The organism is Pontibacillus chungwhensis, from assembly GCF_030166655.1.
Taxonomy (GTDB): domain Bacteria; phylum Bacillota; class Bacilli; order Bacillales; family BH030062; genus Pontibacillus.
The window spans coordinates 1,139,028-1,157,335 of record NZ_CP126446.1; the positions used below are offsets into that span (position 1 = coordinate 1,139,028).

23 protein-coding genes are annotated in these 18,308 nt (G+C 43.7%); 15 read left to right on the forward strand and 8 right to left on the reverse strand.

The window, feature by feature from the left end; all coding sequences use genetic code 11:
* Positions 1-530: 530 nt before the first annotated feature.
* Complete coding sequence (locus QNI29_RS05895) at positions 531-1,235, reverse strand: phosphatase PAP2 family protein (protein ID WP_231418193.1); 705 nt, start codon at positions 1,233-1,235, stop codon at positions 531-533.
* 297 nt (positions 1,236-1,532) lie between these two features.
* On the opposite strand from QNI29_RS05895, the gene QNI29_RS05900 reads away from it, so the two are divergent.
* The 5 genes from QNI29_RS05900 to QNI29_RS05920 all read left to right on the forward strand — a co-directional run bounded on the left by QNI29_RS05900 (position 1,533) and on the right by QNI29_RS05920 (position 4,171).
* Positions 1,533-1,739 (forward strand): hypothetical protein, encoded by a 207-nt coding sequence (locus tag QNI29_RS05900; RefSeq protein WP_231418192.1) that lies wholly within the window; start codon positions 1,533-1,535, stop codon positions 1,737-1,739.
* 134 nt (positions 1,740-1,873) lie between these two features.
* Positions 1,874-2,086, forward strand: coding sequence for a hypothetical protein (locus tag QNI29_RS05905; protein ID WP_231418191.1), 213 nt, complete (start codon positions 1,874-1,876; stop codon positions 2,084-2,086).
* Positions 2,087-2,661: 575 nt separating this feature from the next.
* Positions 2,662-3,090, forward strand: coding sequence for an NUDIX hydrolase (locus QNI29_RS05910; RefSeq protein WP_231418190.1), 429 nt, complete (start codon positions 2,662-2,664; stop codon positions 3,088-3,090).
* A gap of 4 nt (positions 3,091-3,094) precedes the next feature.
* Positions 3,095-3,643 carry a histidine phosphatase family protein gene (locus tag QNI29_RS05915; RefSeq protein WP_231418189.1) on the forward strand — a complete coding sequence of 183 codons (549 nt, stop codon included), beginning with the start codon at positions 3,095-3,097 and terminating at the stop codon, positions 3,641-3,643.
* Positions 3,644-3,946: 303 nt separating this feature from the next.
* Entirely contained in the window at positions 3,947-4,171 is a 225-nt protein-coding gene (locus tag QNI29_RS05920) for a hypothetical protein (RefSeq protein ID WP_231418188.1), read from the forward strand.
* 88 nt (positions 4,172-4,259) lie between these two features.
* Here QNI29_RS05920 and QNI29_RS05925 read toward each other — a convergent pair whose 3' ends face one another.
* From QNI29_RS05925 to QNI29_RS05945, 5 genes are all read right to left on the reverse strand, one after another.
* Complete coding sequence (locus QNI29_RS05925; protein ID WP_231418187.1) at positions 4,260-5,318, reverse strand: polysaccharide deacetylase family protein; 1,059 nt, start codon at positions 5,316-5,318, stop codon at positions 4,260-4,262.
* A 141-nt stretch (positions 5,319-5,459) separates the two neighbouring features.
* The gene (locus QNI29_RS05930) at positions 5,460-6,443 is read right to left on the reverse strand and encodes a class F sortase (protein WP_231418186.1); all 984 of its coding nucleotides are present in this window, start codon (positions 6,441-6,443) and stop codon (positions 5,460-5,462) included.
* A 76-nt stretch (positions 6,444-6,519) separates the two neighbouring features.
* Positions 6,520-7,851, reverse strand: a complete 1,332-nt coding sequence (locus QNI29_RS05935; protein ID WP_231418185.1) for a copper amine oxidase — start codon at positions 7,849-7,851, stop codon at positions 6,520-6,522.
* Positions 7,852-8,243: 392 nt separating this feature from the next.
* Positions 8,244-8,726, reverse strand: coding sequence for a hypothetical protein (locus QNI29_RS05940; RefSeq protein WP_231418184.1), 483 nt, complete (start codon positions 8,724-8,726; stop codon positions 8,244-8,246).
* The gene (locus QNI29_RS05945; protein ID WP_231418183.1) at positions 8,689-8,961 is read right to left on the reverse strand and encodes a winged helix-turn-helix domain-containing protein; all 273 of its coding nucleotides are present in this window, start codon (positions 8,959-8,961) and stop codon (positions 8,689-8,691) included. The genes QNI29_RS05940 and QNI29_RS05945 overlap by 38 nt, the downstream gene beginning before the upstream one ends.
* Before the next feature lie 186 nt (positions 8,962-9,147).
* On the opposite strand from QNI29_RS05945, the gene QNI29_RS05950 reads away from it, so the two are divergent.
* The 4 genes from QNI29_RS05950 to dacB all read left to right on the forward strand — a co-directional run bounded on the left by QNI29_RS05950 (position 9,148) and on the right by dacB (position 12,264).
* Positions 9,148-9,816: a type 1 glutamine amidotransferase domain-containing protein gene (locus tag QNI29_RS05950; RefSeq protein WP_231418182.1), complete on the forward strand. Its 669-nt coding sequence runs from the start codon at positions 9,148-9,150 to the stop codon at positions 9,814-9,816.
* A gap of 242 nt (positions 9,817-10,058) precedes the next feature.
* Complete coding sequence (locus tag QNI29_RS05955; protein WP_284526894.1) at positions 10,059-10,232, forward strand: hypothetical protein; 174 nt, start codon at positions 10,059-10,061, stop codon at positions 10,230-10,232.
* Between the two features lie 189 nt (positions 10,233-10,421).
* On the forward strand, positions 10,422-10,589 hold the full coding sequence (locus QNI29_RS05960; RefSeq protein WP_284526895.1) for a hypothetical protein: 168 nt from the start codon (positions 10,422-10,424) through the stop codon (positions 10,587-10,589).
* 187 nt (positions 10,590-10,776) lie between these two features.
* Positions 10,777-12,264 (forward strand): D-alanyl-D-alanine carboxypeptidase/D-alanyl-D-alanine endopeptidase, encoded by a 1,488-nt coding sequence (gene dacB / locus QNI29_RS05965; RefSeq protein ID WP_231418180.1) that lies wholly within the window; start codon positions 10,777-10,779, stop codon positions 12,262-12,264.
* Positions 12,265-12,490: 226 nt separating this feature from the next.
* Here the strand turns inward: dacB and QNI29_RS05970 are convergent, their stop codons facing one another.
* Positions 12,491-13,420 (reverse strand): oxidoreductase, encoded by a 930-nt coding sequence (locus QNI29_RS05970; protein ID WP_231418179.1) that lies wholly within the window; start codon positions 13,418-13,420, stop codon positions 12,491-12,493.
* Between the two features lie 624 nt (positions 13,421-14,044).
* Here QNI29_RS05970 and QNI29_RS05975 point away from each other — a divergent pair.
* Positions 14,045-14,365, forward strand: a complete 321-nt coding sequence (locus tag QNI29_RS05975; RefSeq protein ID WP_231418178.1) for a hypothetical protein — start codon at positions 14,045-14,047, stop codon at positions 14,363-14,365.
* 20 nt (positions 14,366-14,385) lie between these two features.
* The gene (locus tag QNI29_RS05980; protein WP_231418177.1) at positions 14,386-14,577 is read left to right on the forward strand and encodes a hypothetical protein; all 192 of its coding nucleotides are present in this window, start codon (positions 14,386-14,388) and stop codon (positions 14,575-14,577) included.
* A gap of 57 nt (positions 14,578-14,634) precedes the next feature.
* On the opposite strand, the gene QNI29_RS05985 is transcribed toward QNI29_RS05980, so the two are convergent.
* Positions 14,635-15,543, reverse strand: a complete 909-nt coding sequence (locus QNI29_RS05985) for a methyl-accepting chemotaxis protein (RefSeq protein ID WP_231418176.1) — start codon at positions 15,541-15,543, stop codon at positions 14,635-14,637.
* Between the two features lie 161 nt (positions 15,544-15,704).
* Here QNI29_RS05985 and QNI29_RS05990 point away from each other — a divergent pair, with 161 nt between their 5' ends.
* The 4 genes from QNI29_RS05990 (at position 15,705) to QNI29_RS06005 (ending at position 18,302) form a co-directional block, all read left to right on the forward strand.
* On the forward strand, positions 15,705-15,881 hold the full coding sequence (locus tag QNI29_RS05990; RefSeq protein ID WP_231418175.1) for a hypothetical protein: 177 nt from the start codon (positions 15,705-15,707) through the stop codon (positions 15,879-15,881).
* Between the two features lie 120 nt (positions 15,882-16,001).
* Entirely contained in the window at positions 16,002-16,238 is a 237-nt protein-coding gene (locus QNI29_RS05995) for a hypothetical protein (RefSeq protein WP_231418174.1), read from the forward strand.
* Positions 16,239-16,579: 341 nt separating this feature from the next.
* Complete coding sequence (locus QNI29_RS06000) at positions 16,580-17,137, forward strand: P-loop nucleotide/nucleoside kinase family protein (protein ID WP_231418173.1); 558 nt, start codon at positions 16,580-16,582, stop codon at positions 17,135-17,137.
* Positions 17,138-17,174: 37 nt separating this feature from the next.
* On the forward strand, positions 17,175-18,302 hold the full coding sequence (locus QNI29_RS06005; protein WP_231418172.1) for a hypothetical protein: 1,128 nt from the start codon (positions 17,175-17,177) through the stop codon (positions 18,300-18,302).
* Positions 18,303-18,308 lie beyond the last annotated feature (6 nt).

The window sequence follows — 18,308 nt, forward strand, 5'->3', positions numbered from 1 at the left end:
AGACCGGCTCAAGCCAGGCCGATACGGCTCAAGATTTGCGGGAATTGGCTCAAGGGGTGAAAATAACAGCTCAAGTCAGGCGCGGACGGCTTAAGTTAGCTGATACTGGCTTAAGTTCGAGGAAACTGGCTTGAGTTCAAGGAAAAGTGACTCAAGCCCCAGCAGTCAATTGGCTGCTGGGGGCTTTTTTGTATTGAGCTGGTGGGGGCGAGTGGCTCAAGTTCGGTGCGTGCGGCTCAAGTGGTGCGCTGACGGCTCAAGTTCAGGGAGCGCGGCTCAAGCTAGGCCGATACGGCTCAAGATTTAAGAGTATTGGCTCAAGAGGTGAAAATAACAGCTCAAGTCAGGAGCTGATGGCTTAAGTCAGCTGATACTGGCTTAAAAGAGGGAAAACCGGCTTAAGTTCAAAGAAACCGGCTCAAGCCCCCAGCAGTCAATTGGCTGTTGGGGGTTTTGATTTTGTATTGAGCCCCTCCCAGCAGTCCATTCGGATGATCCTCTAGACATGCACAAAAAAACGTCCAGTGCCGCTAGGCCTGGACGTTTGGTTCATTTGAACTTTCTTGAGACTGTCGTTTATTCTTTAAGGTCCATTCAATGGCGGCGATGCAGATCATCAGCCAAGTGAATCCAATTGCGAAGCCTGCTAGGACGTCGGTGAAGAAGTGGATGCTTCCGAACACGCGACTCAATCCGATCGCTAGCATGAAGATCGTAAGGACTACATTCACCGTCCACTTGATCCCGTTTGACAGGTGGCTAATGGAGATGAGGTAGATCAGGAATCCGTAAAAAGCGACCGCTCCTGATGTGTGACCGCTAGGGAAGCTTGATGAATCCCCTGTGTATTGCGTTTGGTCAGGGCGTTCTCTCATGTAAGAGATCTTTAACAGTTTGGTGATGCCGCTCACGCCGATCATGTTAATGGCAAAGAAAAGGCCTAGATAGCGGCTGAAGGGGGATAAGAATAATAAGTAGAGGAGCGTCATAACAGACAAGACAGTCAACCACAGGACAGAACCTGCTTTTGTGACAGAAAGCATGGCAGAAGTGACCCACTGTGGCGTTTGGCCGGCTAATTCAAAAGCCCACTGATCGATCGATAACTTTCCAGAAGCCATTACCGTTTCGCCGATGATAAAGATCGAAGCGACAAAGAGCAGGACGAGCAGGATTCCCGGTCCCCATAGGGCAGATGGTTTCGTTCGGTCTGAAAGTAGAATTGGTTTGGGCATAAGGACCTCCTTTAAAGTCTTAGTGGTGAATGAAATACCCTTATGGGGACCAGGTGAAACGTTTGAAGGACTGGTAAAAAGCTCCTTGGACTATTAGGAGGTAGAAGTTGTATCGTTATAGATTCACTTTAAAAAAAATCCGCCAATTTCGAAGCGAAATAATTCCTTAATATGGTAAGGTGGGGGTAGGGAAATAAGTGTGACTTCTACTCGGGTAATTTTATGAAAAATAATGATTTGGATTAAAAATCACTTCTTCATTTACGCAGCATTTTTGTGAAAAAGGAGGGATTACATATGGAAAGTTTAGTTACTATTCTTATCATAAGCTCAGCAGTATTAGTTATGGGTGTCACGAAGTATAAAGACTATAAAAATAAGAAAGAACATCCACCAAAGAAATGGGAAGGAAAGACAGAAAGAGAAATGGAACAAGATCGAGAAAGCGCAGACAGACTCACCGAACAACAGAAAGGAAACGGTAGAGGAGGCGGACCTTTTTAAATGCATTACTCTCTTAAAAGGGCCAGTGTGGTGTAAGGCTAAGTAGAAGTTCGTGCTGTGGTCCGTATATAAGGTAAATTCTAAATACTTAACTTACCAACTAGACCCGGAGAAATGTGGGGGAAGGGGATTATATGATTTTTGACGTATTAACAGGAAAACTATCGATTTTAATTACACTAGCTTTTGGCACATTGCTCATTGTGTTATTCCCTATCATACATAAGGAAAATAAGTATTTTGCTTGGTTTAGTCTGGTAATGGGGGTTCTGGTTTTAGTGCTTTTATTATGGTTCACGTTTGGCAATGTGGTTATTAGAGAGCAGATCCTCCGGTACGGACTTTAATAACCCAATTGAATAGGTGAAGTAAAAAATTGGAAGGAGAATTCAGGTGGTACATCTCTTACTCCCTATTATTATTTCCGCAATCATAGGTATCCTTTTCTCAAGGAGGTACAAAAACAAAGCTAAAGTGGATAAAGGCTTTGCAATCAATTATTTTAGCTTGTCCTATAGAAGAAAAATGGTTAGAACAATAAGAATGTCCCCTGTTATTCTTATTGCCCTTACTGTAATTTATTTTGCTCAAGAATTAAGTCTGTTGACTAGAATCCTTTTCATATTATCTTTACTCACTATTTTTATCACTCAGCTACTCTACAACACTCATATGTGGAAGAAAATAGAACGTCATGCATGATAGTGAAATAGTTCCGCAATTTGTACTCCTTAATTGAACTACTTTTTTTATGTGAAAATGTAGTCGAAATTGCAGAGCAAACTGCATGTTGATTTGCGCCATTAATTATGTAATTTAGAGGATTTTTGGTATTAACATTGTAAAATGAATTAATGAGCATTATTCAACTAACAAGGCAGTAGAGTTTAAGAAGAGGTTCCTTAGAGGAGATGGAAACTTTATGTTTATAGTTAATGTAGAGGGGACTATTTTTAAAGAAAATAAATGGCTAATCATTAAACGAAGTGAAAAAGAAGAACACGCAGGTGGATTGCTTTCTCTTGTGGGAGGTAAGGTTGAAAATGAGGGCAATTCCTCAGATATTTTAGAAGCCACAGTCAAAAGAGAAATCTTTGAAGAAGTAGGCATTGAAGTTAAAGAGAACATAAGGTATGTACATAGCACTTCCTTTATAGCGGACTCAGGAGAAACTGTGATTGATATTGTTTTCCTATGTGAATATGCTTCGGGAGAGCCATTTGCTAAAAGCCCAAATGAAGTCGAAGTAGTGAAGTGGATGACAGTTTCTGAAATAATGAGTGACACATATTCACCAATCTACTTAAAAGAAAGCATAAAACGAGCTGAAAATTTAATTATTCGGAAGTGATATAGTGGATAAAAGAGTATATCTTGTAAGACATTGTGAAGCCGAAGGTCAATCAATCCAATCTCCTTTAACTTTAAATGGAATGAAACAGTCAGAACATCTTTGTGACTTTTTCTCCAATATCAGTATTCAAAAAATAATTACCAGTCCTTTTTTAAGAGCAGTTCAGACCATCAAACCACTAAGTAAAAAACTAGATATAGAAATCGAAATTGATAAACGACTATCCGAACGAACATTAAGTTCTAAACACTTACCTGATTGGTTCGATAAATTAAAAGCAACATTTGAGGACATGGATTTGACTTTTGAAGGAGGAGAGTCAAGTTCAGATGCAGCTCAACGTATTGTAAATGTATTGGAGTCTGTATTGAATGAGAACACCAATAATATCATCATTGTGACTCACGGCAATATTTTGTCCCTTCTTATTAAAAAATTCGATGAACATTTTGGTTTTGAGGAATGGAAAAATTTGTCCAATCCAGATGTTTATTTATTGACGTTATCAAAAGAACATCATCAGATAGAGCGTTTATGGAAAGGAAATTAGTTTGAATAACTAGAGTCTTTAAGAGAAAAGTATGGGGATGTTTTATCCATTCGTTTCCTAACTGCCAACTGCTAGTTAAGGATCAAACTGATTAACGGATTTGGAGGGGGGATGGCTGCATAGAAATGGCCGCCATCAATAAGGTGTTCAGTATTGGAGAGGAATCACATATAATACACTTATTGGAAAAATGATCCAAATGAATTTTTCTCTAATGATCTGACGTTGATTGGGATGAAGGGTTTGTTTGGCTGTATAAGAGTATTGGTTGATTCAATAAAGAGTAGAAAAAGGAGATCTATAATGAGAAAAATAGGGTTACCTTTATTATCATCCCTTGGGACAATGGCTCTGTTGTATTGGATTGGAAATCTATTTCATTTAACTCTTTTTCGGTTTTCACTCGCCTTCCCTGAGTCAGTAGAAAATGGGACGGGTTTTGAAGCGGATATTGCCATACTTCCATTTGTGATCGGCTTAATAGTTGGGTTGATTGTGGAACGTTCAGTTAAGGTCAGAAGCGAATAATGGCTCAGGATATGTAATAAAAAAGTTCATGAACGTAAAGAAGAAAACGCAGAGGGAAAACTCTGCGTTTTCGTATGCAAATTCCCCTCTAGGAAGATGGGATCGCATCCACGGTTACAAACTCATATCCCTTTTCCCTGAGCCGGTCAATAATCCGGGGGAGTGCATCTAACGTGCCTTCAAGCTCTGAGGAGTCAAAGCTATGCTGCAGTACAATGCTTCCGGGGGAGGCTTGACTAGTAATGGTCCCTACAATCTCATCGGCTGTTTTGCCACTCCAATCGAGTGTGTCAATCGACCATAGGATGTTTAAGAACCCGAGATCTTTAAAGACTTGAGCATCTGCCCTTGTAAAAGAACCGTACGGGGGCCTGAATAGAGATGGGCGAGTGCCTGTTACTTCTTCAATTGTGGAGTTGGCTGAAAGAACCTGTTCTCTGACGTTTGAGGTGTATAGGTTCGATAAGTCGGGATGACCAAAGGAATGATTGGCGATCGTATGGCCTGCGTTTGTGATGTTTTTCGTCATTTGTGGGAAGCGTTTTACTTGTTTACCGAGAACAAAGAACGTGGCTTGAACGTCTTTTTCATCGAGTATGTTAAGAATCTGCGGAGTAATCACGTCATCGGGACCGTCATCAAACGTAAGAGCAATTTGCTTCGTTGTCGTCGGTATTGACCCATACGCTTTCGGCGCTTCAGTTGTTGCGTGAGTCCGGATGAAAGTGCGTTTAAGCATTGGGTCATAGGAAACGTCCATCCCTAATATCTCAGCTGTGATGCGTAAAGGGATGTAGGGGGTGCCGTTGATTTTTGTTGTCGTCGTCTTTAAATAATCACGTTTCCACTTTCTCTCGTTCTGATCGTAATAATCGGTGTACGTTCTGCCGATGGGGAACGCCGCAATATTGCCACGGTCCACCGCGATCGATTGATACATCTCATTAAAATTAACGGTAGCGCCTGTATTTTTGAAGAAGAGGTCTGGAACCATCAGGCGACCGTTTTGCAGCGTGTAGGTTGTTTCAATCTCTTCCCCGTCTACAATGATTTGAGCCGATGGCAGCGTCTCGGCGGAACTTGTTTTGAAGGATATAAAAGGGAAAAGGAAGATGATGAGGGCAACTTGAAATAGACGTCTTTTCATGTTTAATCTCCTCCGATCGTTTAAGCAAAATGGTACTGCTTTTTCTTAGACTCCCCATTATCTGGAGAATTATTGAAATGGAGGAAGATAAAAAAGAACTCTCCCAAAAAAGGGAGAGTTATAAGGGATGGGAGTGTGGGATTACTCTGCTTTTGCTCTATTGGAAGGTTTCGATTCGTTCCCATCTTCATCAACGGCTGTAACGTAATACGTGTACGCTGAAGCATCAGGGTCAGTGTAGTTCTTTCTTTCAAAAGAGGAGACACTGGCTACTTTCTCGAACGTTTCTCCGTCTTTACTGCGATAAACACGGTAACCGATCACGTTCTCATCCCGGACCGCGTGCCACGTTACAAATGTTCCGTTCACTTCAACTTGTTCTGGAGAAGGGAGTTGCTGCTCTTTAGGCTCTTGTTCTTTCTCGCTAGCTGGATCTTTTAACTCTGTATACACAACGAGGCGCTCTAAATGGTTTCTCGTTTCCTGATCAAAGGTTCCGGTACAGGTAATCAGGTTGAGTCGCTTCTTATCTGTCGTGCCGAAGATTTCTTCGATCGGAGCATTGTCATAAGGGTAGCTCTCGAGAGCCTTCACGACGTACGTTTTTTTCTCGCCGTTTTGATCAGTCACGGTCACCTCGTCGCCCTTCTCTAAATTCTTCAGGTAAAAGAAGACCGCAGGCCCTTTATAGCTATCCACATGCCCGGCGATGACGGCGTTCCCTGTATTCCCGGGTCTCGTGCCAGGTTCAAACCACCCGACCGTTTTGGTGCTATCAGGGACACCCATTTCTCCGTTATCAAGAACCCCGACCTTTTCAATCTTTGTATCGACATCAATAGCTGGAATCGACAGGTGGGTGGGAACGATGCCTTGATCTTCCTGCTTATCCTCTTTATCCACACTAGAAGAGTTCATGTTTTCGTTTTGATTAAGGACGGTAAATTCTTGTTGCAACAATGGATCTTTATTTGCGAGTTCGTTTAGATAGGACGATTCTTCCTTACCAGAAACATGGCTCACTGCTGTTTCCTGGCTTGATTGAGTTGAGAATTCGGATTTCTGATATCCAAAAAGGAGCAGGAAAACCGCTCCAACGATAAAGAAGTAAACACTCCACTTCATACCCATCACCTTTCTCTCTAATAGAATGCCAGGACGGAAAAAAGAGAGGCATTTCGCCCCTCAGAGTCCGGCTAGACTAGGCTTTCTTATTCGAACGGGAAGCGAGCACGCCACCTGAAAGAACAACGAGGCTTGCAAAAGTGATCCACATCCATAAGAATCCGTTTTGCTCGCTGCCACCAAGCCCTGTGTCAGGCATTTCTGATGGCATCATGCTGTATTCGTCAGGCATGCTTGTAACAACAGCCTCACTCAGCATTTCGCCTACTCCGAACATATAAGCGAATCCTTCGTCGAATGATTCATAAGTCGCTTCATACTCACCGTTTACATACTGATCAAATGTTTGAAGTACATCTTCTTCATGCATCCAAATGGCTTCTTTTGCAGCGTCTTCTGGTAGATTTCCTTCTGTTGCTTGTGATAGAAACATTCCGAATTGTTGGGAGAAATCTTTCAGACGCTGTTCCGCATCTTTTCGTTCATCGTTTTGCTCCTGAAGAGTAGCAGCTACTACTTTCGATTGGGCCGCAATGTGGTCCTTTTGCCAAATTTTCTCGAACTGATCTGCTGCCTCTTGTCCGTAAATGGATGCGATCGCTCCTTTGAAATCAGCTGTTTGCTGATCCTCAGCCCACGTTACAAAGTCATAATCCTTCGCCTGGTCGAACCCTTTTTGCATCTCAAGCGTAGCAAGGGCAAAGTGTTCAGACGCAAGACTATTTAAGGTAGAGCGTAGATCTGCTGCTTTTGTATCGACTTTCGTATGATTAAATTGGTCCGGTTTCTGATTTACGATCGCACCAGAAAGAGCTTTACTAATGTCAAACATGCGATCAAATCCAGTGCGGAAGGATTGATATGCCTTCTTATAATCTTCATTTACGTAAGCATAGAACACGTCTTGCACGTCTTGTTCATGAGCGCGCAACACTTTTTCAGCTGTGTCTGCTGGAAGGTTCCCGCCTGTTGCTTCACTTAAGAACGTCCCAAGTTCTTGTGGAAACTGCTGAAGAAGCTGTTGCTTTGCTTTTTCTTCAGCTTCTTTGTCTCCGCTCTTCACGGCCTCTGCAAGACCAGGCGTTTCTTCATATTGTGAATCGAATATCTTCTCAAATTGCGCTGCGCCTTCTTTGCCGTATATGGATTGAATGGCTTTCGTCAGGTCGTTCGCGTTTCGCTCAAGTGCCTGATTGATCGCTTCGGTATCCTCGGCATCGTCATAGGTTTTCGTCATCGAAATCGTTTGATACACAAAGTGATTCGATAAGAGTTCACTAAGCGTTGCTCGTAAATCCGCCGCCGGCGTCTTCGCCGTTGGCCCCGATTCCGCATGCGCCATTGATACGGAAGGGACGAGTAGTAGCAGTGCCATGGTAAGGGCGAACACTTTTTTTATTAGTTTCATAGTCGATTCTCTCCTTTGTTAGGTCGTTTTCATGTAGCTATCGAAGGAGAAATCGATTTGGATCACTAGTTTTATAAAAAAATCTCCCAGCCAGGTATTTAAACTGGCTGGGAGGGTGCTTCCGTTAGCCTTAATTGAGAGTAAGGAGGGCCTGGAAACCACTCGCTTTCCTGTGGGGAGCTGGTGAGCCTCCTCAGCCGGCTGCGCCGGCCTCCGGGGTCTCACCTAGGCTCTTCTGCCCACGGGAGTCTCGCAGTTTCCAGGCCCTCCTTTTCCATATGTAGGATGAACGGAAGCATGCCTGGTGGGGCGGAGTGTTCTCCCCTGACAAGAAACATAGACCCGTTACCTCAAGTGGGGACGTATAAAAGTTGGAATGAACTCTAAAAAGCTTACTTCTTAAACAAACCAAGTAAGCGTTCTAGGGGGCTTTTTGAGCTCTTTACGGTTACTTCGAGTTGTTGGTTGAAGGCGTTTTGGGCTTCCCACTCTTTTTGTTGGTGCTCGCGCATTTGGCGTAATTCTTCTTGTAAGGCTTCGCTTTTTTCGCGTTCTTGTTCGAGTAAAGATTCGTACTGGGTCTTTTGTTCTTCAATCATTTTATCCATCTTGGTGTGCGTTTTCTGAGAGAAGTTCCCGACACCTGAGCTGATGACGTGGTGGTCTTGTTGGAGACGGGCCACGGTGGTTTTTAAATCATCCATATCCTGCTTCAGCTGGACGTTCATTTCTCTTGAAGCGGCCAGTTCTGTTGCGAGGAGCTGGAGGAGTTCTTCTGTTTTCTTTGGATCTGAAAGGGATTTATTATATGTACCCGCTGTGGCGATGGCTTTTTCATTATAGCCACGCAGCATTTCCTTTTGTTTCTGGACCACTTCCTGGGCTGCTTCGTCCTGGGTGAGGGAGGTTTCTTTTATCGCTTTTTATCGCCCGAATCGCTTCCACGTCTGATTTCACGAAGATCCGTCTGTCGCCATCTTTAAAAAATTCATAGCCATTTCGCTCGAGGATCTGGCCATACCGGCGCACGGTCGTGGTCGCAATTCCTACATCTTCAGCCACTTCTTTTGTGGAAAACGCTCGTTCGTTCTGTTGTATGTCGTGTCGCATCTTCGGCCTCCTTTTCTTCCAAATATGAAGGTTTTCGACGAATTTTGCAAGGTCCAATAGATGGGTTCGGTGGGGCTTTTAAGGATAAAATTTTAATAGAATAAGAGTATTTTCAAACAAACCCGGGTATACAGAAGGATGTGAGACGCTAGAAAAGATATTACTATTTTTAGAGGAGGCATAATCATGTCTAACGATGTACTAATGGTCGTGACTAGTCACACAAAAATTACAGATCAACATAAAACAGGTTTATGGCTCGAAGAATTCGCAGCCCCTTACAATATGTTCAGAGAACAAGGCTATAACATTCGCGTAACGTCAATCGCAGGTGGTCAGGTTGAGCTTGATCCTAACAGTGTTCCGGAAGAAGAAACACCAAAATGGGATGAAGCGCGCCTGCAGCTAGAAGATACAGAACAGCTTACGAAAGAAATCGTAGACGAAGGGTATGACGCGATCTTCTTACCAGGTGGACACGGCGCTATGTTTGACTTCCCGGATAACGAAGCTCTTCAATATGCGCTTCAACAATTTGCGGAAAACGATAAAGTAATCGGGTCCGTTTGTCACGGTCCAGCCGGTCTTGTGAACGCAACGTACGAAGACGGCACGCCTATTGTAAAAGGCAAGAAAGTGAATGGCTTTACAGATTCTGAAGAGCGTGGCATGGAACTAGATGACAACATGCCTTTCTTATTAGAAACAAAACTTCGTGAACAAGGCGCTGAATTTGAAAGCGGCGACGACTGGGCAGACTACTCCGTCCGCGACGGTAAGTTGATTACGGGTCAAAACCCAATGTCTAGTGAAAGCACCGCTCAGAAAGTGATTGAAGCGTTGACTGAATTTTAAAATGAGAATAGATGAGTCATGGCGAAGGTCCTTAGGGGACCTTCGTTTTTTTTTGTGAGGAGGGGGGCTTGAGTTCAGAGTTGGGGGCTTAAGTTGAGGAGGAATGGCTCAAGTGAAGGTGAAGGGGCTCAAGTCGTGGAAGGAGCGGCTCGAGTCCAGAGGGGGGCTCAAGTCGTGGAAAGAGCGGCTCGAGTCCAGAGGGGGGCTCAAGTTGAGGAGGAGAGGCTCAAGTAGGGAGAGAAGTGGCTCGTGATTTTATGAAATTGGCTCAAGGGATGAAAAAATCGACTCAAGTTGAGGGAGAGAAGCTCAAGAGCAATAAAACAGGCTCAAGTGAAGGTGAAGGGGCTCAAGTCTTGGAGGGAGCGGCTCGAGTCCAGAGGGGAGATCAAGTTGAGGAAGAGAGGCTCAAGTAGGGAGAGAAGTGGCTCGTGATTTTGAAAAATTGGCTCAAGGGGTGAAAAAATCGACTCAAGTTGAGGGAGAGAAGCTCAAGAGCAATGAAACAGGCTCAAGTGAAGGTGAAGGGGCTCAAGTCGTGGAGGGAGCGGCTCGAGTCCAGAGGGGGCTCAAGTTGAGGAGGAGAGGCTCAAGTAGGGAGAGAAGTGGCTCGTGATTTTGAAAAATTGGCTCAAGGGATGAAAAAATCGACTCAAGTTGAGGGAGAGAAGCTCAAGAGCAATGAAACAGGCTCAAGTGAAGGTGAAGGGGCTCAAGTCGTGGAAGGAGCGGCTCGAGTCCAGGGGGCTCAAGCTCAACGAAAACGGCTCTAGCCACGACCACTATTCTACGGGATGGCTGAATGAACGAAAGAGGAGAGGGCATGAATAAGTCGAAAGTCATAAGGGATGTGCGACGATGGGGCTGTTTTCCAAGATGGAGCTCTTAAATATTTGAATTTTCTGTATTCTTTGGTAGTGTTAGGAATATGACAAAATTCAAGGAGGAAGATACATACGTATGTTTTCACAAAAAGGTAAACAATTGTTGGTCGTGTTCCTTGCTTCGTTTTTGTTAGTGGCGCCGTATCAGTCTGCAACTCAGAATGAGATTGCCGCTTCACCAGAGGAGTCGTCGCTATCTGCTCAGCTTACAACGATTTTAAATGATGAGAAGTTGGAAGGAGCCCTTGCTGGGGTAAGTGTTCGTTCAGCCGATACAGGTGAGGAGATGTATGAATATAACGGGGATCTTCGCTTAAAGCCGGCCTCGAACATGAAACTCTTAACGGCAGCTGCCGCCCTTGATACGCTAGGAGAAGAGTATACCTTCCCAACTGAAGTACTTGGAGACGGTGAAGTGAAGGGCGGAAAGTTACATGGAGATTTGTATTTGAAAGGTAAAGGCGATCCTACATTGATGAAAGAAGATTTTGAAGAACTGGCTAAATCATTGAAGCAAGAAGGGATTCGTGAAGTGAAGGGGGATGTAATCGCAGATGATACGTGGTATGACGACGTTCGTTTGTCTGAAGATATCTCCTGGAATGATGAAACCAATTACTATGCAGCTCAAGTCTCAGCTCTGACAGCTGCACCTAATAAAGACTATGATGCCGGCACGGTCATTGTTGCCGCTTATCCAGGTGAGGATGAGGGGGATCAGGCTGACATTCAGGTCACGCCTGAAACGGAATATATTCAAGTTGTGAACCAGACCGAAACCGTAGCGGCCGATCAACCGAAGGACATCTCGATCACAAGAGAACATGGAACGAATAACGTCATCATTGAAGGGACGATCCCGGTTGATGGAACTAGGTCTCGCTCATGGGTGGCGGTGTCAGAACCAAGTGGATTAGCGCTCGATTTATTTCATCAAGCTCTAAAGGAAGAAGGCATTAAAGTAAAAGGGGAGCAAAAGCTTGATGGAAAAGCCCCTGCTTCAGCTGAACAGGTCACATCGATTGAGTCGATGCCTCTTGAAGAACTACTCATTCCATTTATGAAACTGAGTAACAATGGACATGCAGAGGTACTTGTAAAAGAAATGGGGAAAGTCGTCTCAGATGAAGGAAGCTGGGAGAAAGGATTAGACGTGGTAGAAAACTACTTAACAGACATCGGTGTCGATGCCGACACAATGCGCCTTCGCGATGGATCCGGGATGTCTCATGTAAATATGGTCCCTGCCAATGAAATCTCTGAACTTCTCTATAAAGTAAGAAGCGAAGAGTGGTTTGATGAGTACTTACGCTCACTTCCTGTCGCAGGCAACAGTGAACGCTTTGTCGGCGGAACCCTTCGTTACCGAATGGGAGATACAGTAGCAGATGAAAATGTCCAAGCCAAAACCGGCTCCTTAACAGGCGTTACGTCGCTATCAGGATACGTAACTGCCCAAAATGGAGAAAGACTCATCTTTTCGATCCTCCTGAACAATTACTTAGGCTCTGTCCAAGAGATCGAAGATGAAATTGCCATCACCTTAGCCGAATATGAGGGATAACCAAAAAGGTCTTGTTCAATAGGAACAAGACCTTTTTGTTACTTAGTTTTATTAAAAGATGGGGGGGCATTTTTGTATGTTTAGGGCCGTTACGTTTTTTAGTGCTTGGGGTGTCTGGGGAACGACTCACTTTCCGCGGCCCCCAACTCGTCGCAGAAAGCGAGTGATTTCCCGAACCACCATGCGCCCAGCTAATGCAAAAGGAAACATTCCCCAATCCCTGAGATTATGATACAGGGAAGGAAACCCCTGTTAGGCGTTCGGATTCTTGCCATAAGAGATCCGCATCGACCACATCTAGAGCGCGTGTTTTCGGCTGAACAAGAACGGGATCCCCCGTCATCTCCATCTTCCCTGATGGACCGTAATACTCTCCGCCTTTTGCATGCGGATCTGTCGCAGCACGAATGCCTGGAAGAGCCCCGTCGTATGCGCTTTGGGTAATTCGCTCAAGGACCCCGCGAAGCATTTTGAATGCGAATTTGTTCTCAACATGTCTGGCTAAGTTAGTATTCGCACCACCTGGATGAGCGGCAAGAACTTCGATCTGTAAGCCTGCCTCTTCCAAACGTCGCTGTAATTCATAAGTGAATAATAAGTTCGCAAGCTTAGAACGTGAGTAGGCTTTCATAGGGGAGTAGCCTTTCCCGCCTTCATACATAAGGTTATTAAAGTCAAGTTTTCCTTGCTTATGAGCATTGCTGCTAATGTTCACAATGCGAGCGTGCTCTGATTGTTTAAGGTGATCAAACAGAAGAGATGTTAGGGCGAAATGACCCAGGTGGTTAATACCAAGCTGCTGTTCAAATCCATCTTCTGTTTTGCCATATGGCGTTGTCATAACCCCTGCGTTGTTCATTAAGATGTCCAATTGATCGTACTTTGATTTGAATTGTTCACTGAAGGCGTGAATCGATTCCAAGCTTCCTAAATCGAGTTGCATGACCTCCACGTTAGCGTCAGGAAACATGGAAAGAATGTGGGCAGCTGTCTTTTCGCCTTTTTCAGTAGAGCGGCAGGCAAGGACAACGTTTGCTCCTTTAGTAGCGTATACGCGGGCAGCTTCTTGCCCAAGGCCACTATTCGCGCCCGTTACGATAATGGTTTTTCCTTGTAACGATGGGATCTTGTCGACAGACCAGTGATGTTGATTCATTTAGAACACGACCTTTCTAGTTATCTTAGATATTCGTAAAAGAGCGTAGATTATAACTCCTATGTACCTACTTTACATAGTAAACGTTTGCGAGGGTTTTGAAAACGAATAGGCATTTTAAGGGAAAGAAAAAACTCTAAGTTCCTTCACTTAGAGTTGTCGTTCTGTTTGACCTTATGGGAATTATGCTTTGAGGGGGGCGTCTCCTCTGTGGGGAGCATCGACGTAAACAAGAAGGCGGAGCTAAGCACAACGGAAATTAAGAATACAATCGTCTCCACTACATCGTTTGTAAAATCTCCTAGGATACACCACAGAATCATGCCGAGGGATAAGGGCCCTATCACAAGTGGTGGGAGAAAGCGCGAAACGCCGACCTGGGCGATACCATTGGCTATATAATAGATTCCTAAAATGATAGGAATCAGATACAGGATATAGATCATGTTCACACCCCATTTTGTTCCAATTCATACATTTCATTATATCATCCATAATGGTAAAATCATACAAAAATAGGGATAAAGGAGGATTTCTGGATAGGTTTTCAGCGAAGAAATGAAGGAGAGCGGAGAGATATGGTAAAGTTTAGGTAGAACTTTTCTGAAAAAGGAGGCTTCCACAATGGAGATCTTCTATTGGATTTTATTGGTAGTTATCGTTGCAGGAATCTTTTATGGCGTAAATCGTTTAGCCTTTGGTTATTCGGGCCGTCATTTTAAGAAGCGGCTATGGGCTGGGTTGTTGTTTATCTTCTCCACTCCCCTGTTTATGTTCGGTCTTAGTATGGGCGTAAGGCTCATAGAAGATAACGGTTGGCTGGCTGGATCTATTGGTTTCATAACCGCCATCTTTTATTTCTTGAACGGACTATTCGTCTTTATTAGTGCGTTTCGCTTAGTAAACCCGTCTGAACTATTCGGGAAAGAAGACGCGGTAGAGTAAAAAAGAGGGGGCTTGTTACTATGAACAATCGTTCAGATGAAGAAAATCAATCGTTTAACGATGTAACAGAGCATAACCGAACCATCACGGGGTTGAATCCGAAGAAAAGTGGCCGGTTGCCTGGTCCAATTAAGTTTATCGGCATTTTTCTAATCGGGGGCTTTATTTTAATGGGGATTCTTGCGTTTATTTTGAATATCATTACCGGATAATTTTTCCATTATTCAACTACAAAAAGCTACCGTTCAATAGGCGGTAGCTTTTGCTAGCTAAAGGATGTTAGTAAAGTCTTTGGCCTGGTTTTCAAGGGTGTGAGCAGCTTCTAGGATGTTCGAGAAGTCTCGAAGAGCTTCTTGGATTTGCTGTTGGCTGTCTTTTACACTCGCTTGGGCTTGTTCTGTGCCTGTTGTAATAGTATCGATTTCACTTGATATTGATTCGATACTATCTTTTATCTCCTTAATCGAGCCGTCGACCTTCTCAGAAAGCTTCCTCACTTCTTTGGCTACGATGTCAAAACCTCGGCCGTGTTCTCCGGCGCGAGCTGCTTCAATGCCGGCATTTAAGGCAAGCAGGTTCGTTTGAGCCGCTATATCTTTAATCGTCTTGACGATTCCTTGAATGCTTTTAGCATCTTTTTGCAGATTGTTCAGTGTATGGATATTTGAAGTCGAGACTTCTGAGATTTGTTCGATCGTTTTAAGGAAGTCCTCGCTTCGTTCAATGCCAAATTGCGATTTTGAGGTCAGATCTTCTGACATCGCTTCTAGTTTCCTAGCCAACGAATTGATCGCTTTCTGACGGGATGTGATGTTGGTGGCTACTTTAAACACGCCAACGACTTGACTCCGTTCATTTCGGACGGGCATATAGGTTGCTTCTAAGTAAACCTCATCCCCATTTCTGTCTTTTCGCTTAATCTTGTCCTGAAAAGACTTGCCTCTCTCTAGGTCCTTCCAGAATCGTTCGTAACTCACGTCCTGACTGAACTCAGGAAAACAAAGCTTGCTATGATGCATGCCGTACATTTCTTCTGTGGTGTAACCGAGGCTCTTGGCAAAATTGTCATTCACAAATTGAACCTGGCGATTTAAGTCAAATCGAATCGTAGCCAGGTGGTCCTCAATGGCTTGAACAACATGGTGATCATGAATATTGGTTTCAATTTCTGTCGTCATCTATTCTCCCCCTTACCTTCATGATAGAGGTTGGATGTAGGTCCAATCAACTAAAAGGTACCTTGTTGATGTGCTGGATTCCATTTTGTTACAAAATGTTGACGATTCTAAAATTGTGTTACGATTGGGGGAAGAATTGAGGGAGAGGAGCCCGGTTCGTAGTGAAGACATTTTTATTCTATTTGATGATCGTGTTAACCGTAGTGTTTGCGGTGTCGTTCTTTTATTCGATCTTAACGGCGGGTAGTATTCCGATTATCGACGGAGCTGCTACGATTGTGTGCGCGTGGAATGCGCATACCTTGCGAAAGAACATTCGTGAACAAGCGAACTCATAATGATCAGCGCTTCTGTATTTATACAGGAGCGCTTTTTTTAATAGAATATTTACAAAATTATGGAATTCCTTTACAGTTATACTAATAGATTACGGGTCCATCTAGGGAGGGGGATGAGGGATGAAAGCAACGGACAAATATTTGCCTTCTAGAGATCAGCTGATTAGCGTTTTCTTATTTGTCGTTTTCTTAGTGTTTTATTGGCGTGTGTTTATCTTTTTGTTTTATGAGATTTTGCCATCGAATACGGTGATGTGGTTCTTGAGCTGGGTGTCTGTGCTTGTGAACTTTCCGTTGTCGGCTCTTTCTGTTCGGTATATGAAGAAGTGGATTAGTGAAGAGGCAAGGAAGACTTAATCCTGTGAGGTTGAGTCTTTTTTTATAGGGGAGGGCAGTGGTGTGCCAATCTAAGAGGATGTTTCCATCAGCTGTAATTGAGTAAAGGGTGGTTTGGGCACATGCTAACGTTTTCTATCTTTAACCTCTTTATAATAAAACTTTGGGAGAGAGATGGAATAGAGATCTTAGAGAAAGATACATAGTCTTTTAGTAACAGATTTCTCCAGAGGTGAAACTTCTGGTGGGAGGGAACGTACGAATGAGTGAGGATTTTTTGTATGAAATTGTAAGAGAGGTTGCGTTTAGAATGGGGGGAGATGGATTGGAAACAGAGCGGTGTAAGGAAAGGAGAGGGTCGGATGTTTTTTGTACAAATGTCTGGGATTCCTGGGTCAGGTAAATCAACCCTTTCCCGGGAAATAGCACAGAGAACTGGAGCGGTGGTTGTCGATTGTGACGTTGTGAAATCTTCTCTCATGCTTAGTTTACAAGGAACGGGTATGAATGGAAAAGAAATCGGAAAGGTGTCCTATTCAATGAATTGGGCGCTTATTGATTTTCATTTAAGTCAGGGGAAAAGCGTGATTTTTGACAGTCCGTGTCTCTATCAGGAAATGATCGAGAAAGGAACGAAGCTCGCAGAGACGCATAGGGCAGCTTATAAATATGTGGAGTGCTACCTCGAAGATTTGGATGAGATAAACAGAAGACTTAAAAGTCGTGAGCGTAAGGTAAGCCAGGTCGGAAAAGTAAAGTCAGAAGAAGTGTTTACCCCTGCCTTGCATCATAGCAAGAAACCATCTGAAATAGACTGGTATTGTGTCGATACATCTCTTCCGGTTGATGCATATATAGAAGAAGTTATGAGCTACATCGGAAATGATCACAAAGCATTTTCTTCGTCGTATTCAGAATAGGTATGAAGATTAGGAAAATGGAAGGGAGAGAGTTGATGTGGAACCATCCACCGAACAAACGCTGCAGTATTCCAATCGGTTACCATCCTCGCATATTCTCACAAAGAAAATAGCACTAGGGATTTTCGGGGTTCTGACTGCTCTTTCTATGGCCGCCGCACTAGTTACCCTGTATTTGGGAGGAGATCTTCTCATCCTGACCTGGGTTAGCGTCGTGTTTGCGATTGCTTTTGGGTTTATTACCTGGATTCCGTACAGTGAATTGAAGAGGAATGCGAATGTTGCTATTGAAACGGAGGTAAATGAGCGAGGAATTGAAGAAGAGTGGGAGTATAAAGATGGGAGGAAAGAGGAAAATATCATCCCTTATAAGGATATAAAAAAGGTTATTCTGGCCCATGATGCGTATTATATTCACGATTTCATGCATATGGGGCGTGGCCATTATTATATCCGATCCATCATCATCGTTTTCTACCGGGATTCCTATTTCCTGAAGCGGATCAATAACGAAGAAGAGTGGGGAGAGTGGTTCTCACGTTTAAAGAATCACGATATTCCTGTTTTTTACGCTCCTAAAGATCTTCATGACATGCACAGAGCTCACTATGAAGGGTATAAAATCGATTTCTCAAAACTCGAAGCAACCCCGTGGTGGGAGTTGAAAGAAGAGCCGCGCATTCTAAGTGGTGGGAAGAAAAATCCTTTTGACATGTGGATGGAACAAGACACCCTGAAACGGATGAATAAGGATAAAAAAGAGAGAACGAAGAACGTGGACCAACGAGTCACGTTCGGCATTCTAATCTATGGCCTTTTGATGGGGCTTCTCTTATTTCCTGGTGTTCCGGTTGAGGACGGGGGCTATGCTTTAGAAGGGCATCGGTATTTCTTATACATCTTGCTTCCTGGTCTAGCTCCTTTATTCTTTGTCAGCTGGCGTAAGTATTATAAATGGTGGCTGATGCCTGTCGTTTACTACATCACGTATGCGCTCAGTACAACGGTTGGTGTAGGCGTCTCTTCTTTATTCACAGGCCAAACCTTACACATTGGATCGATCTTCTCATATAGTTTGCCTGTCCTATTCTTTGCGATCTTCGATTACCTGTTCGTTTTATTTGGCCGTGCAGCTTCCTTTATTAGTCAAAAATTAAGATTGTGAGGCGAT